Raw genomic sequence first — 14,772 nt, 5'->3', positions numbered from 1 at the left:
GCGGCGCCTTACGGGTGGCCGGGGCGCGTCGGCCGGCAACTACGGACGGCGCTCTCGTCACCCGCCCCGGGATTGCAGACCTGGCCGACGCAGCTCCCATGAGGTACCGCTGATGCCCCTCCCCGTGCCCCTGCCTCGCTTCGGCGCGATTCTGCTCACCATGAACGACCGGCCGGAAGACTTCCCCCGCGCCCTGGAGTCGCTGCTGACTCAGCAAGGCATCGAGCTGGAAGTCGTGGTCGTCGGCAACGGTGTGGTGCCCGAGCAGGTACCCGACGGCATCAGGACCGTCACCCTCGAGGAGAACGTCGGCATCCCGGAAGGCCGCAACATCGGCGCCCGCGCCCTCGTCACCGACCCCGACCTGTTGTTCTTCTTCGACAATGACGCGGTGCTCCCCGAGGCCGACACCCTCGCGCGGCTCGCCGAGCGCCTCCGTTCCCATCCGCGACACGGTTACATCCAGCCACGTATCGCCGATCCGGCGACCGGCACCACGGTCCGCCGGTGGGTACCCAGGCTGCGCGCGGCGGACGTACAGCGATCGGGGACCGTGACGGTCATGGCGGAGGGCGTGGTCGTGATCCGTCGCGAGGCCTTCGAACGGAGCGGTGGCTGGCCGGGCCATTTCTTCCTCTACCACGAGGGCATCGACCTCGCCTGGCGCATCTGGAACCTCGGCTACACCGGCTACTACGCTCCGGACTTGATCGTCCATCATCCGGCGACCGACCCGGCTCGCCACAGCCGCTACTACCGGCTGGTCGCCCGGAACCGGGTCTGGCTCGCCATAAGGCTCCTCCCGCTGCCGCTCATCCCCGTATACCTCGCCACCTGGGTCCTGCTCAGCCTCGTCCGCATCCACTCCCCCAAGGCGCTCCACACGTGGTTCGGCGGCCTCCGGGAGGGACTGATGGGAGGCTGGGGAACACGAACTCCCTTGCGGTGGCGGACCGTTCTGCGGCTGACGCGCGCCGGCCGGCCACCGGTCGTGTAGCCGGAGCGCCACTGCGACCGGGACATGAGCACGGGCATCAGCAGGAGGCGATGATTCATGAGTAGCATGTCATATGTGCGGTTTCAGGGGCTTACGCGTAGCCCGCGGGGCCATTTCCCGGGTGTTTTCGCTCTCGCCAACGGCCTGGCGAGGAAGGGAAAACTGACCGACGAGCAGTTCCGGTTCTGGCGTGCCGGTAATGATTGGTACGACGCGAATTACCCCAACCCCACGGACGTGGACCCCAGCGCCTACGACCCCAGTCTGAACCCGGGAGCGGTGGCATGGTTCAAGGCCTCCGCGGTGCATCTGATCGAGCGAGTGGACGGCTACCTGGAGATCCTGGCCGCCCATGAAGTGGGCTGTGAACGCGTCGAGTCCACGGCCCCGGGGCGCATTGTCTACGAGGACGAGGTGCAGGTTGTTGTCGTGCCGTGGGAGAAGGAATCCGCCCCGGCTGGAGAGTGAGCCGACAGGCCGCGAGGAGTCGCGTCGGGGCCGTTTCAGGAATGGGTGACGCACACGCCCGCAGCCGCCCGACGCGGCCCGCCCCGGACCACTCCCGGCCCGGAGAGCAGGGTCCCCGCCGGTCGGGCCGGGCCGGACCGCCACCCTCGGGGTACGCGGCCTCAGTGCGCGATGCTGTCGATGAGTTCGCGCGCGCCCTGGCGCAGCAGGGCGACGGCCACCGAGGTGCCGAGGGTCTCCGGGGTGAGCGGACCGGCCCACTCGTGCGCGTTGAGGACGGTCTTGCCGTCCGGGGTGAAGACGCAGGCCCGCAGCGACAGTTCACCGCGACGGTCGGTCTTGGCGTAGCCGGCGATCGGGCTGTTGCAGTGGCCCTGCAGGACGTGCAGCAGCATGCGTTCGGCGGTCGTCTCCTGGAACGTCCGGGGGTGTCCCAGACCGCTGACGGCGTCAATGGTGTCGTGGTCGTCCTCGCGGCACTGGAGGGCCAGGACGCCCGCGCCAATGGGTGGGCACATCTCGTCCACGGAGAGGATCTGGGTGATCACGTCCGTGCGGCCGATGCGTTCGAGGCCGGACACGGCCAGCAGCAACGCGTCCGCCTCGCCCGCCGCGAGCTTCTCCATCCGGCGGTTGGCGTTGCCGCGCATCGGCACACACCGCAGATGCGGGTGGGAGGCGGCGAGCTGTGCGATCCGGCGGACCGACGAGGTGCCGATCCGGGTGCCCGCGGGGAGTGCGTCGAGACCGAGCCCGCCGGGGTGGATCAGCGCGTCCCGGACGTCATCGCGTTCCAGGAAGGCGGCGAAGGTCGTGCCGGCCGGCAGCGGACGGTCGCCGGGGATGTCCTTGACGCAGTGCACCGCGAGGTCCGCCTCACCAGCCAGGAGGGCCGCGTCGACCTCCTTGGTGAACGCCCCCTTCCCCTCGACCTGGGAGAGGGCGCCCATCCAGCGGTCGCCGGTGGTCTTGACCGGGACGACCTCGGTGGCGATGCCGGGGTGCAGCGCGCCGAGTTCGGCGCGGACCCGCTCCACCTGGGCCAGGGCCATGGGCGAGTCGCGGGAGACGATACGGATCAGTTCTGGGGCGGACATGGGCCCACGATAGACCGTCAGATACCTGTGCCGACCCACCCGCACACCCCGGCGCCGCCGGTCTCCCGCGCCTGCGCGATACGGTCCCACCATGTCCTGGTCAACATCTCGATCGACGTCCCCCACCATGTCCCGGTCCACCGAAGCCGCGATTCCGGTCCCGCCACCCGCCGTCACTGCGGACGATCTGGACCGTACGGTGCAGCTCGCCGTGTCCGTACTGCGCCAGGCGCCGGCAGCGGCATGGGATGGCAAGGCAGGCTCGCTGGAGTGGGACTGCTGGGAGACCGTCGAGCACCTCAGCGATGACCTCTTCGCCTACGCCGTCCAACTCGGTCCCAGAAGGCCGCCGTTGGGGGGCAATGTGCCCTTCGTGTGGGAGAGCCGACGGGCCGGCGGTCCCGCGAACGCCGTGCATGCCGACCGTGCGGCGGGGCCCGCCGGGCTGCTGCAGGTGCTGGAGGCGAGCGGCGCGCTGCTGGTGGCGATGGTGCGGACGACGCCGCCCAAGGTACGCGCACACCATGTGTTCGGGGTGTCGGACCCCGAGGGCTTCGCCGCGATGGGGGCGGTGGAGACCCTCGTGCACACACATGACCTGGCGGAGGGCCTCGGACTCTCCTGGAACCCGCCCGCCGACCTGTGCGCCGGGGTACTCGCACGACTGTTCCCGGACGTCCCGGAGTCCGCCGACCCGTGGCGCACCCTGCTGTGGGCCACCGGGCGCGCCGAACTGCCGGATCGCCCCCGGCGCACCACATGGCGCTGGGACGGGAGCGTGCGGGCGTAGGTCAGCGCGGCTGCGCCACCCGGGTGAGCCGGGCGGCCCGGCCGTCAACCAGCCGTTTACAGTACGCAGTCACCGAGCCCAGGCCGACGACGGAGCGACGGCCTGGGCTTGTGCCGCGGATGCCGGGGCGGTCTCCGCGATGCGCAGAAGTTGCCGCTCAGGCGTTCCGGAACGAGGCGAGGTGGGCGAACACCACCACGTTGTCCACGTAGTCCTTGACCTTCCGGTCATAGGCACCACCGCAGGTGATCACGCGGAGCTGCGCGGTGGAGGCGTCGGCGTAGACCCTTTCGTTGGGGAACCTCGCCTTGTTGAAGGTCTCGACGGAGTCGACCTTGAAGGTGGCGACGATCCCGTCTTCCCGGGTGATGTTGATCGTGTTGCCCGGCTTGAGCGACTCAAGTTGCAGGAACACCGCCGGTCCGGTCTTGGTGTCCACGTGACCGGCGATGATCGCCGATCCGCGCTCGCCCGGCGCCGCGCCGTCCTTGTACCAGCCGACGAGGTTCTTGTCCCCCGCGGGCGGCGCGTTGAGCTGCCCGGTCGGGCTGATGGTCAGGGGGGTGAAGGGCGCGTCAACGGCGATCTGCGGAATCGACAGCCGCTTCGGTGCGGAACGGGGCAGGGCCAGGTCAGGAGCCGCCGGAGAGGCGGAGCCGCGCGGAGCTGCGGACTCGGCCACGGCGGAGTGGGACGACGGCTTGGGGTCCGCCGAGGTGTCCACGGAGTTGTAGACGAGGAGTGAGCCGAGCAGAAACGCTCCCGCAGACCACAGCAGACCGCGGCCAACGGGGCGGGACGCGGAAGCGGTCCGGGAGGGATTCGAATTCGGCTGGGGCGACTGCGGGGCGGTCATCTCAGGGTGCCTTTCATGAGCGACGCGGGGGGCGTGAGGGGGACATCGGTAGCGCAATCGCCGCGGCCACCGTCCACGTGGAACGGTGGCCGCGACAGCGCTTCGGTCTCCGTGCGGGTGCCTTATCAGGCAGCCGCGCTACCCGAGGCGTTGCGACGACGCAGCATGTACGCACCGGCGCCGAGGCCACCGAGCATCAGGACGGAGCCGGCGGCCATCCCGCCGCCGGTCGCCAGGCCGCCACCACCAGTGTGGATGCCGCCGTGCGGCTTGCGGTGGTCGCCGCGCCCGTAGCCACCGTCACGGTCGTGGTCGCCGTAGCCACCCCGGCCGTGGTCGCGGCCGTGGTCGCGGTCGCCGTAGCCGCCGCGGCCGTGGTCACGGTCGCCGCGTCCGTGCTTGTCGTGGTCGTCGCCGTAGCCGCCGCCCTGGTCCCAGTCACCGAGCACGGTCTTGGCCATGGCGCCGCCACCGGTGTGCACGCCACCGCTCGGCCTGCGGTTGTCACGGCAGTGGTCGCGTCCGTAGCCGCCGCGGCCGTGGTCCCGGCCGTCGCGGCCGTAGTCACGCCCGCCGTCGCGGCCACCGTCACGGCCACCGTCGCGGCCTCCGTCACGGCCTCCGTCACGGCCGTTGCCCCGGCCGTCGCGGCCGTCGCGGCCATCGCGGCCGCCACGCCCGTCACGGCCATCGCGGCCGTCCCGGCCGTCACGGCAGTGGTCACGCCGGCGGTCACGGTCACGGTCGCGGTCGCGGTCCCGACCGTGGTCACGGTCACGGTCACGGTCGCCGTTCGTGGCCTGCTGGTGGTTGCTGGAGGAAGCGCTGTCCGACGCAATGTCCTCCGTGATCATGGCGTTCGCAGCGGGAGCAGAGATTGCAAGCACCGCCGTAATGGCGGCTGAGGCGAACAGGGTGCGAGCAGTGCGCATGGGGACATGTTCCTTTCGGCGCGACTGCGAAGGCTGACTCTTTGTCGGCTCATCGGATCGCAGTGGCGACGTGATCACCGTCAGCCGGATTGCGACCGCGCACCACCGGAGAACGTCGCATTCGAGGTACGCCGTGGGCTCTTTGGGTGGCGGAAGGCGGCGGATTCACCCATTGGACGGCGCGCGTCGTCGGCGTGTCGCGTAACGAGTGGGCTAGAGGCGCTTCTGCGGCCCTCCGCGGCGGCTCATTCCTCGCGAACGAGCACGGCGAGCGGGGCCCTTCCACGACACATCGACGGCTCCTGACTGCGACACGCCGAAGGTCCCTGACGGGTCGAACAGCTCTGCGGCAAGGGTGCCGGGCGGACGTCGCTGCCCCGGACCCTCGCGCGGACGGCGGCTCATATTCGGCTCGGTTGGGAGGCTGTCGCTGGCTGGCAATTCATGGACAGCCAAGGGAAATTGGTTCGGATTTCCCTGCCGTCCAGGGTCGCGCCGGGCCGCGAAGCCTCTCGATATCCGCGAAGTCACCATGGTGGTTCGCCTCTTGGCATTCTGGCCTTGTCCAGAACGCCGACCACGATTTCCTCAACGGTCCATTGATGCCGGGCTCTTCGCGTCGGACTGCAGGCCAAGTCTCGTCGGACAGCACCGGCCGGAAACGGCTTCGGGGCCGCAGCGCCCCGACCCCCCTCGCCATGATCGGCGGAAGCGATCGCCCTGGGCCGAACGCCGAGGCCGGTATCGCCTTGCTTCCAGAGGAAGTTGGGCTGTACTGCGGCCCTGGTCACCGGCCTGTGCGGCGGTCCCATCGCGGAGGAGCAGCGCCCACCCTGGCACGGCGGCGCCTTGGACGAGCCCCCGGCCCTGCCAGGCCGCGCGTCGCCGACAGCGGCTCCGGCGCGGCGCCGGCGCCGCCCGCCCGACACGGCGACCTCACTGCCCATAGGCGCTCCCCCGCACTACCCATTGACGCCCCTCCGCCGTTTCGGGCGGCTCCCGCACGTACGGAATGACCGGCCCCGTGCACACCAATGGTGAAGCGTCCCTCACCCGGATTGAGGAATGCGTACGCCCACAGGGGCCAGCCGAGAGGCTGGCCGATGTTTCATGTGAAACATCGCGGGCGGTCCGCCCCGTCCCTCAGGTGGTGCTCTCCCGAAGCGCCTTCTCGACGATTGCCTCCAGGCGGGCGTGGTGTGCACCTCGCCAGTAGACGCGGCCGCATGCCGTGCATTGCGCGAAGACGTCGTACGTACGCTGCGTGCCGTGTTCCAGGTGCTCACGGACGGAGTTCTTGTCGGCGTCCATGAGCCGGCCGTTGCACGCGGTGCAGCGCGTCCAGGGCGCGAGGGTGGGGGCGAAGCGCCCCAGGATGTCACGGAGTTGGTCATCGGGACGGTCGCTGTAGACGAACGCGCCCGCCCAGATCTCCCGCCGCCGCAGCAGTCCGCGGTCCCGGGAGAGCAGTACCCGCTGCTCCTTCGCCGAGAGCGCGGCCAGCGCCGCGTCGCCCGGGTCCTCGTTCGTGTAAGCCGCGTCCACGCCGAGCAGCCGCAACCTGCGCGCGAGGGTGCCGAGGTGAACGTCGAGCAGGAACCTCAGCGGCGCACCGGGCAGCCGCTGCGGACGCTCGACGGCTTGCACCTCGACGCTCTCGCCGGCCTGCGGGACGTGGGAGACCGGAACCTCGGTGCCGTCCACGACGAGTCGGCCGACCTCGGTGAGCGGGACGCCGAGCGACTCGACGACATGGCCGAGTGTCGACGATCCATCTGTCGCCACGGGCGTACTACCGGCGGTGCTGTGCGCTGAACCCACAAACAGGTGCAGGGCGGGGTCGAAGCTGAAGTGGATCTCGGGTCCGTTCACGCCGGACAGCATGCCATCGGGCGCGCCATGGCAGCCAGCGGATTCCTGCCGGTCAGAGGGGTGCGGCGGCCACTCGGACAACTCGTGACGGGCGGCGGGCGGCGGGCAGCCGTCCATCTGGCTACGTACGGACCGTAGCGGTCCACGCCCCCGGTTTGTTCATGATGGAGCAGGCTCCGCTCCCCCGCCGCCCCTAGCCTCACTGCCACCACATCACCACCATCACCAGTGAGGGGCGGTACCGGTGAACTGGCTCATCCACGACTACCGCGAGGACGATCTCGCCGAAGTGGTCCACCTCATCGACTCCACGGCCGAGCTCGGGCAGGAGTCCGTCTTCTCGCTCGCCGAGTGCATCAGCGCGCTGACCTCTCGGCAGCCCGCCGTGGTCGCCGTCCACCAGGGCGCGCCCATCGGGGCGGCGCTCGCCTGCGTGGCGGGTGAGCGGGGCTGGGTGATGCGGATCGCGATCTCCTCGGCCTGGCGTGGGCGGGGGCTGGCGAGTGCGCTGCTGGTGGAACTGGAGCGACGGCTGATCGCCGCCCGGGTGAGCCGGATCGCGTATGTGCTTCCTGAGGAGGATCTGCTCGGGGAGGGGCTGCTGAACGCGGGCTATACGCGGCAGCCCGCGGTGGCCTACTTCGAGAAGGTCGAGCCGCACCACGGGCCCGCGGCCAGCCTCCTGGAGGACCTCGGCGGGCGGTTCCTGCCCGCTGACCTGTGGGCGAAGGTCGCCGGTATGGCGGCGGAGAAGGACCTCATCGAGCGGCGGGTCGTGCTGCCGCTGGCGGAGCCGGAGCGAGCCGCCCGGCACGGGGTGCGGCCGCCGCGGGCCATCGCCCTGTTCGGCCCGCCGGGCACCGGGAAGACCACCTTCGCCAGGGGTATCGCGGCCAGGCTCGGCTGGCCCTTCGTCGAGCTGCTCCCCTCCCGGCTGGCCGACGAGGGCAACCTTGCGGCGGCGCTGCGCAGCGCGTTCGCCCGGATCGCGGAGCTGGAGCGGGTCCTCGTCTTCATCGACGAGGTCGAGGAGATCGCTCCGGTCCGCCATGAGCCGGCGCAGCCAGGCGGACTGCACGGGGTGACGAATGAGCTGCTCAAGCTGATACCCGGGTTCCGGGAGCGGGACGAGCGGCTGCTGGTGTGCGCGACCAACTCGATCCGCTCGCTCGATCCGGCGTTCCTGCGGCCCGGCCGGTTCGACTACCTGATCCCGATCGGTACGCCGGACACGGCGGCTCGGTCGGCGATCTGGTCCCGGTACACGGACGGCCGGGCCGAGGTGGACGTGGCGGCGCTGGTGGCGGCCAGCGAGCTGTTCACCCCGGCCGATATCGAGCACGCCGCTCGGGTGGCCGCCCAGACGTCCTTCGAGCGTGACCTGGAGGCGATCGGCGGCGGCGCGGGCACCCACGGACGGCTCGGCGCGAGCACCGACGACTACCTCGCGGCCATCGCCCGGTGCCGGCCGACGGTCACCCCCGCCATGGTCGACGAATTCAGCGCGGGCATCACCGCCCACGCCCGCTGCTGACGGCTGATGGGCCCCGGTGTGCCGCCCCCTAGACTCCGACGGCCGCCGCCGTGCACCTTGCCGTACCACCACGGGGCCGCGACCGGACGACAGAAGGCTGGCGGTCGGCGCACTACAACGAAAGCAGTACAGCGGGTGGGCAGCGGCCGCTGCGACTCCTCCGTGGGGCCGATGTTGCTGCCGGGATTCGCCGCATACGGTCTGAACGGTGCCGGAAGTCGTGCATCATCGGGGATCATCAAGAGGGGCGGGCGCGTATGGCGGAGATTGTCGATCTGGAGGCCTACGGCAAGGACTTCACCACAGATCCGTATCCGTACTACGCCAAGCTGCGCGCCCAGGGGCCCGTACACCGGGTGCGTCTCCCCTACGGCCAGGAAGGGTGGCTGGTCGTAGGGCACCGTGCGGCCAGGGCCGCGCTCAGCGATGCGCGCCTCAACAAGGACTGGCGCAAGACCGGGCTGCAGAACGACGCGGGCGAGGAGTCGGCCCTGTGGACGAGCATGCTGGACGCGGACCCGCCCCACCACACCCGGCTGCGGAAGCTGGTGGCCAAGGAATTCACGTCCCGCCGCGTCGAGGCGCTCCGGCCGCGGGTGCAACAGATCACCGACGAGCTGCTGGACGCCATGCTCGCCGCCCCGGAGGGCCGTGCCGACCTGGTCGAGGCGCTCGCGTTCCCGCTGCCCATGACCGTCATCTGCGAACTGCTCGGCGTCCCCACCGTGGACCGGGAAGCCTTCCGAGCCTGGTCGAACGAGATCGTCGCACCGACCGGTGAGGAAGCGGCCCAACAGGCGGTCGTGGCGATGTCCGGCTATCTCGTCGACCTCATCGAATCCAAGCGGAAGGCCCCTGGCGACGGCCTGCTCAGCGCCCTGATCCGCACCAGCGATGAGGACGGCGACCAGCTCTCCCGCGACGAGCTGATCGGCACGGCCTTCCTGCTGCTCGTCGCCGGCCATGAGACGACCGTCAGTCTCCTGGCCAACGGGGTACGAGCCCTGCTGCAGCACCCGGCCCAACTGGCGGCCCTGCGGGCCGATTTCTCCCTCCTCGACAACGCCGTGGAGGAGATGCTGCGCTACGACGGCCCGGTGGAGACGGCCACCTGGCGCTTCACCGCGGAGCCGGTCCAGATCGGCGACACGCTGATCCCGGCCGGCGAGACCGTCGTGATCGCCCTTGCCTCCGCCTCCCGCGACCACGAACACTTCGCCGCCGCCGACGACTTCGACATCACCCGCGACGCCCGCGGACACACCGCCTTCGGCCACGGCATCCACTTCTGCCTCGGCGCCCCACTGGCCCGCCTGGAGGCCCGCATCGCGCTCCGGTCCCTCTTGGAACGCTGCCCCGACCTCGCCCTGGACACCGATATCGACGACCTCATCTGGCGCACCGGGATGCTCATCCGGGGAACGGAACACCTGCCGGTGCGCTGGAGCAGCTAGGGCCGCATCAAACGCCGTTCGCCCTGTTGAGGAGAGTCGAGGAGAGGGGTATACGGGAGCACGGGGTCAGTTGACGCGGTCGGCATAGCCCTCGGGCAGGTCGGCCGGGTCCACGGCGATGACGCCTTCGTTGTTCTCGCCGCAGTCCTCGAAGAAGGTGATCTTCGCGAACTCGGGGACCACGCAGATCGGGTAAGCCGGGCCCTGCTCACGGTACTTGGCCATCTGCTCCAGGTGGTCGTTCTGGTAACAGACGCTGCGCTCGGGGTGCTGGTGCACCCAATGCGGGAAGAAGATCACGCCGTGGAGCAGGCGCTTGGCGGGCAGCACGTTGACGCTGACCGAGGTGCCGGTGGGTTCGGTCCAGGAGATCTTGTAAACGTCCGAGTCGAGACGGACGAGGTCAACTGCCTGGTCCTTCACCCAACGACCGCCGACCATGCCGGTGTGGATGCGGTAGTCGATCGTCCGGGAGTTCTTCACGTACATCTCGTACTGCCAGCCGTTGGCATAGGTGTAGATGAAGTGCTTCCCGGTGAGGCCCGAGAGGTCCTGCGCAGGGACGGGGTTCGCGACGGTCGTCATGGCCTGGCTCTCCTTGCTGGTGTACGGCGTCTCGCGCTGTCCGTCACTACACTTTGCAACAAAACTACTTTGAAGCAAAATCATCCTGCTGCCACAATGGAGCCGTGAACACCGCCGCCGACCTCAGCCGCCTCCTCGGCCCCCTACGCCGGGCCGTACTGCGCTCGACCCGCGCCGCCGAGGGCCTCCCCGACTTGCCCGACGCCCAGATCGAGCTGTTGCGGGTGCTGTCCGCCGACGGCCCGCTGGGCACCCGGGCGGTCGCCGAGAGGCTTCGCATCTCCCCCTCGACGGTCAGCAATCTGGTGCGCACGATGACAGCGGCAGGACTCGTGGAACGTCACTCGTCCACGACGGACCTCAGGGCGGTGGACCTGTCCGTGACCCCGGGCGCGCGGGAACTGCTCGAGCGCTACGACCGGGCCAGCCGGGAGACGCTGGAGCAGGCGATGGACAGGCTTCCCCCCGGCGACCGCGACACACTCACCGCAGCCATGCCGGCCCTCGCGCGCCTGGTGACCACCCTGGGCGGATGAGCGGACGGCCGGTGGAGGCCGGTGGTGACGCCGTTTCGACGGTCACCAACGGGGCGCGTCTTGATCTGATGTGGCACGCAGCTGGCCTGATGCGGCATCAGGGGTGGGGTTCGGCGGACCGTAGGCCGGGGCCTGCGGGGCAGCGCCCAGCAGTGGGAGATCCGTCCACCACCCACCGCCGGCCACTGCGGCCCTGCCGCACCTTCGCGTCAGCAGCTCAGATTGCCGCCGGGCGTGGTCCCCAGGATCTGCACGAAGCCCTGGTAGCTGTTGATCCGGCTCTGCACCTGGCCGGGGTTGCCGCCGTTGCATTCGAGGGCACCGTTGATACTGCGGATGGTCTCGCCGAAGCCGGCGCCGCTGACCATCGCCTGGTGCGGGGTCATGGTGCCGGGCCCGGTCTGGGTGTTCCAGTACCAGAGGGCGGTCTTCCAGGCGACGGCGGCGTCCTGCTCCACCAAGGAGGGGTTGTTCAGCAGGTCGATGCCGAGCGCGTCGCCCGCCGCCTTGTAGTTGAAGTTCCAGCTGAGCTGTATCGGCCCGCGGCCGTAGTAGGCGGCCTGGCCGGCGGGGCACCCATACGGCTGGGTGGCGTCGCAGTAGTGGGGATAGTTCTCGGTGTTCTGCTCGACCACGTGGACGAGGCCACCGGTCTCATGACTGACGTTCGCGAGGAAGGCCGCGGCCTCCTGACGCTTCACGGTGTCGCTCCCGGTGTTCGCGAACTCCGGATAGGCGCTGAGCGCCGCGGTCAGCCCGCTGTAGGTGTAGAACGCATTCCGGTTCGGGAACATCTGGTTGAACTGAGCCTCGCTGACGACGAACCCCTCGGCCCTGACGTCGGCACCGGGCGAAGCCGCGGCACAGTGGGAACCACACCCCGTCGCGGCAACCGCAGGCATCGTCGGCACCACGAGGGCTACGCCCACGGCGACGGTCGCGGCACTCAGCAGCGCGGCAATACGTGACCTCATTACGGTGACTCCTTCTCGCCGGCCACCCTCCGGGCAGGGAGGGGTCACGGCGTGTGGGGGGATCGCTCAACCGGCAGCGTCAGTTGCCGCCGATCACCAAGACCAGGAGCGCGCGGCCTGTACCACCGGGCGCCGGACCAACTGGCGTGCGGGAAGCGGGGCGTTGGAGCGCGGGCGGGTCAGTGGGGCAGGTGACACGAGACCGCCAACTAGCGCGGCGCGACGGCAATGACAACTACGGCTACGGCTACGGCTACGGCTACGGCTACGGCTACGGCTACGGCTACGGCTACGGCCAGCATCGCGGGAATGCTGCGGTCTAGACCAGCGTTAGATTATGGCTCCGCCTTGTGCATGTCCATACCAATACAGTGATCCATCGCAAGGCACGGGTTGAGGGCATGGCAGGCGCCAACTTCACACACTCCCCCGGTTTTTGTGGCGGGCCGAGGTTTGAACTGACGGCAGGTACCCTGACGTGGTGTCGCGTACCGAGTTAGAACGACTGGCCAGAATCCGGATGCAGGTCACCGGTGAGACGCTCGAACGCGCCATGGCGGTACTCGAAAGCCATACCGCCCGCACCACACCGCAACCCGGACCCGCCTCCCAGCCCCACTCCGCCGAGATCAGCGGCGGCGAGGAGGGCGAGCAGGAGACAAGCCAGGCCGAGAACGACCGAGGCGACGAAGCCGGCACGGTCAGCGAACTCGGCGCGACCGGCGAAGAGAGCGCTGCGGATTCCGCACAGGCGCCGAAGCCCGACGCCCCCCGATCACCTCGAAGGCGCGGCCATCTGCGCGGCCTCTGAATTTCACCCGGCCACGGAATGCGGCCGGAGATCACGATGCTCACCACCCCCAGATATCGCGCGCCGCGAACTGCTCACCTGACGCAGTCAGCGAAACACAGAAGGCGATGGGTGGCTTGCAGGAGGAGGTTCGCAGCGGGGCGAGGCGCTCGAATGTCGCGGGCTCCACACAGCGCAAGGGGTGCTCTACAGAATGTGCGCACGCATACGCACACCCACCTACGGGATGGGCTGCTCCTGAAGCTCACGGGGTGAGGGGACGCGCGAGCATCGGCGTGCGGAGCATCTGGTGTCCCCCGCTGGCCTGCATGCGGACCTCGCCCCGGTCGCTGATCTCTGCGCGTACGATCCCCGACTCGTCCTCGTAGACCGGATACCCGCCCGCCCCCGCCCGCTCGGTGCGATGGACGATCACCACGTCGTCCTCCACCGCGGGAGCTTGAAATACCAGCTCATAGCATTCCGGGTAATCCATCAGGGCCTCCCGATGAAACTGGGCAGGTACCTCCGACGGCTCTCCCCGCCGCCTCTCTCAGCGCGCCGCTACACCCCGCCCTTTCCATCGTCACCCACTCCCGCCCGCAGCGCCTGAGGAGGATGCCGGGGAGAGGCCTATGCCTGGCCTCTGCACCACCACACCAATGGGGACGACGGAGATCGACTGCTGGCGGCAGCCCTCAACCGGCAGCGCATTCATGCCCCCGTCACCCTCGCCCCTTCGGCAGGCACCTGCGACTGAAGGTCGGCCACCGCCGACCTACTCGCGCAGACCGCGCTGCCACCTCCGCCGCCGCCTACTCTGCGGTGAGGAACGACGCCGCAGGGTGGCAGGCCGCTACGGGAGTCGCCGCCGTCGAACCGGCCACCCTCCTCGTCGCTCCGCCGCAGGACAGTCCGCTCCCTGCACGCCACCGAGAGGCCCGCTCTGCCGCTCGGACGAGTGCTCCGCTCCCGTGCGCTGTCACGGGAGCGGAGCGGGTCCGAGAAGCGCCAGCAGCTCGGATAGTTACCGAAACCACGGTACGGGGCACCACTGACAACGCGGGTCGACAGAACACGGCGGTGGGGCCAAGGAGCGGCCTCCCTGGGAGTTCCGCTGCCTGAGGTCGATGCGGGAGGGCCGCTGCTCCAGTGGGTATCCCCTGAGGTTCTGTCGTGGGAGGCCCCGTGCGCACCGGCGCCAACCGGGACCTGAGACGTCACTCGATCGAGAGGGGCAGGTGTGACGGGAGAGGTGTCAGCAGTGGGACGGACGATGGCCGGGCGGCCTCGGATTTCGTTTGCGGCGGTGGTCTTGGACTGCCTGGATGCTCATACGCTTGCGGACTTCTATCGGCAGTTGCTCGGCTGGGAGGTGAAAGCCAGCGAGCGGGACTGGGTGCTGCTCGCCTGCCCGGACGGCGGCACCGGTCTCTCATTCCAGTCCGAGCCCGGATACCAGGCGCCCGTGTGGCCGGAACGCCCCCAGAAGCAGCAGAAGATGCTCCATCTCGATCTCCGGGTCGATGACCTTGACGAGGCCGAGGCCTATGCGGTCGCGATCGGAGCGAGGCGCGCCACGTTCCAGCCGCAGGACGATGTCCGGGTACTTCTTGATCCGGCGGGGCATCCGTTCTGCTTCTTCCTCCATTGAGCGCAGCGGCGCCGGCGGGGGCGTGTCCTGGGTGCGGGCTTCCGCCGTGATCGCCAAGCGAATGCGGGCGACCGCGGAGCGTGTGGGAATGGACACATGCCGCCAGCAGGGGTGCCGGTAAGGGCCGATCGTCTTTGCTGGTCAGGAAGTTGAGAGTGCGTCGGAGTGTCGGCCAGAGCAGCAGCTGCGGGCCGTGGGCCAGTTGGCTCGGGGCCGCGTTGTCAGTGTCTGCC

General features: G+C 69.7%; 17 protein-coding genes. 10 read left to right on the top strand and 7 right to left on the bottom strand.

All coding sequences use genetic code 11. From position 1 onward, the window contains the following. Positions 1-112: 112 nt before the first annotated feature. Both ACWC9R_RS07335 and ACWC9R_RS07330 read left to right on the top strand, forming a co-directional pair. Positions 113-997: a glycosyltransferase family 2 protein gene (locus ACWC9R_RS07335; RefSeq protein WP_450729398.1), complete on the top strand. Its 885-nt coding sequence runs from the start codon at positions 113-115 to the stop codon at positions 995-997. 57 nt (positions 998-1,054) lie between these two features. Beyond that, positions 1,055-1,465 (top strand): hypothetical protein, encoded by a 411-nt coding sequence (locus ACWC9R_RS07330; protein WP_450729397.1) that lies wholly within the window; start codon positions 1,055-1,057, stop codon positions 1,463-1,465. A gap of 161 nt (positions 1,466-1,626) precedes the next feature. Here ACWC9R_RS07330 and hemC read toward each other — a convergent pair whose 3' ends face one another. Next, positions 1,627-2,562 carry a hydroxymethylbilane synthase gene (hemC, locus tag ACWC9R_RS07325; RefSeq protein ID WP_450729396.1) on the bottom strand — a complete coding sequence of 312 codons (936 nt, stop codon included), beginning with the start codon at positions 2,560-2,562 and terminating at the stop codon, positions 1,627-1,629. 127 nt (positions 2,563-2,689) lie between these two features. Between hemC and ACWC9R_RS07320 the strand changes: the two genes are divergently transcribed. After that, entirely contained in the window at positions 2,690-3,352 is a 663-nt protein-coding gene (locus tag ACWC9R_RS07320; protein ID WP_450729481.1) for a hypothetical protein, read from the top strand. A gap of 157 nt (positions 3,353-3,509) precedes the next feature. On the opposite strand, the gene ACWC9R_RS07315 is transcribed toward ACWC9R_RS07320, so the two are convergent. Together ACWC9R_RS07315 and ACWC9R_RS07310 are read right to left on the bottom strand one after the other, a co-directional pair. Continuing rightward, the gene (locus tag ACWC9R_RS07315) at positions 3,510-4,208 is read right to left on the bottom strand and encodes a class F sortase (protein ID WP_450729395.1); all 699 of its coding nucleotides are present in this window, start codon (positions 4,206-4,208) and stop codon (positions 3,510-3,512) included. 125 nt (positions 4,209-4,333) lie between these two features. After that, entirely contained in the window at positions 4,334-4,669 is a 336-nt protein-coding gene (locus ACWC9R_RS07310; RefSeq protein WP_393361919.1) for a hypothetical protein, read from the bottom strand. 51 nt (positions 4,670-4,720) lie between these two features. Here ACWC9R_RS07310 and ACWC9R_RS07305 point away from each other — a divergent pair, with 51 nt between their 5' ends. Further along, on the top strand, positions 4,721-5,113 hold the full coding sequence (locus ACWC9R_RS07305; protein ID WP_450729394.1) for a hypothetical protein: 393 nt from the start codon (positions 4,721-4,723) through the stop codon (positions 5,111-5,113). 1,170 nt (positions 5,114-6,283) lie between these two features. Here ACWC9R_RS07305 and ACWC9R_RS07300 read toward each other — a convergent pair. Then, positions 6,284-7,012: a Mut7-C RNAse domain-containing protein gene (locus ACWC9R_RS07300; protein WP_450729393.1), complete on the bottom strand. Its 729-nt coding sequence runs from the start codon at positions 7,010-7,012 to the stop codon at positions 6,284-6,286. A 244-nt stretch (positions 7,013-7,256) separates the two neighbouring features. Between ACWC9R_RS07300 and ACWC9R_RS07295 the strand changes: the two genes are divergently transcribed. Both ACWC9R_RS07295 and ACWC9R_RS07290 read left to right on the top strand, forming a co-directional pair. Further along, positions 7,257-8,546, top strand: coding sequence for an ATP-binding protein (locus tag ACWC9R_RS07295; protein ID WP_450729392.1), 1,290 nt, complete (start codon positions 7,257-7,259; stop codon positions 8,544-8,546). A 257-nt stretch (positions 8,547-8,803) separates the two neighbouring features. Beyond that, complete coding sequence (locus ACWC9R_RS07290; protein WP_450729391.1) at positions 8,804-10,000, top strand: cytochrome P450 family protein; 1,197 nt, start codon at positions 8,804-8,806, stop codon at positions 9,998-10,000. A gap of 66 nt (positions 10,001-10,066) precedes the next feature. Here the strand turns inward: ACWC9R_RS07290 and ACWC9R_RS07285 are convergent, their stop codons facing one another. After that, on the bottom strand, positions 10,067-10,585 hold the full coding sequence (locus ACWC9R_RS07285; protein ID WP_450729390.1) for a phenolic acid decarboxylase: 519 nt from the start codon (positions 10,583-10,585) through the stop codon (positions 10,067-10,069). Positions 10,586-10,689: 104 nt separating this feature from the next. Between ACWC9R_RS07285 and ACWC9R_RS07280 the strand changes: the two genes are divergently transcribed. Further along, positions 10,690-11,121 (top strand): MarR family winged helix-turn-helix transcriptional regulator, encoded by a 432-nt coding sequence (locus ACWC9R_RS07280; RefSeq protein ID WP_450729389.1) that lies wholly within the window; start codon positions 10,690-10,692, stop codon positions 11,119-11,121. Between the two features lie 209 nt (positions 11,122-11,330). On the opposite strand, the gene ACWC9R_RS07275 is transcribed toward ACWC9R_RS07280, so the two are convergent. Beyond that, complete coding sequence (locus tag ACWC9R_RS07275) at positions 11,331-12,095, bottom strand: chitinase (protein WP_450729388.1); 765 nt, start codon at positions 12,093-12,095, stop codon at positions 11,331-11,333. Positions 12,096-12,286: 191 nt separating this feature from the next. Here ACWC9R_RS07275 and ACWC9R_RS07270 point away from each other — a divergent pair, with 191 nt between their 5' ends. After that, on the top strand, positions 12,287-12,418 hold the full coding sequence (locus tag ACWC9R_RS07270) for a hypothetical protein (RefSeq protein ID WP_450729387.1): 132 nt from the start codon (positions 12,287-12,289) through the stop codon (positions 12,416-12,418). 158 nt (positions 12,419-12,576) lie between these two features. Beyond that, on the top strand, positions 12,577-12,906 hold the full coding sequence (locus ACWC9R_RS07265) for a hypothetical protein (RefSeq protein WP_450729386.1): 330 nt from the start codon (positions 12,577-12,579) through the stop codon (positions 12,904-12,906). A gap of 244 nt (positions 12,907-13,150) precedes the next feature. Here the strand turns inward: ACWC9R_RS07265 and ACWC9R_RS07260 are convergent, their stop codons facing one another. Continuing rightward, on the bottom strand, positions 13,151-13,381 hold the full coding sequence (locus ACWC9R_RS07260) for a DUF6296 family protein (protein ID WP_362613595.1): 231 nt from the start codon (positions 13,379-13,381) through the stop codon (positions 13,151-13,153). A 768-nt stretch (positions 13,382-14,149) separates the two neighbouring features. Here ACWC9R_RS07260 and ACWC9R_RS07255 point away from each other — a divergent pair. After that, positions 14,150-14,539 (top strand): VOC family protein, encoded by a 390-nt coding sequence (locus ACWC9R_RS07255; protein WP_450729385.1) that lies wholly within the window; start codon positions 14,150-14,152, stop codon positions 14,537-14,539. The last annotated feature ends 233 nt before the right edge of the window (positions 14,540-14,772 follow it).

This window comes from Streptomyces sp. NPDC001219 (assembly GCF_053597915.1).
This window is presented reverse-complemented; position numbering and strand designations above follow the sequence as displayed.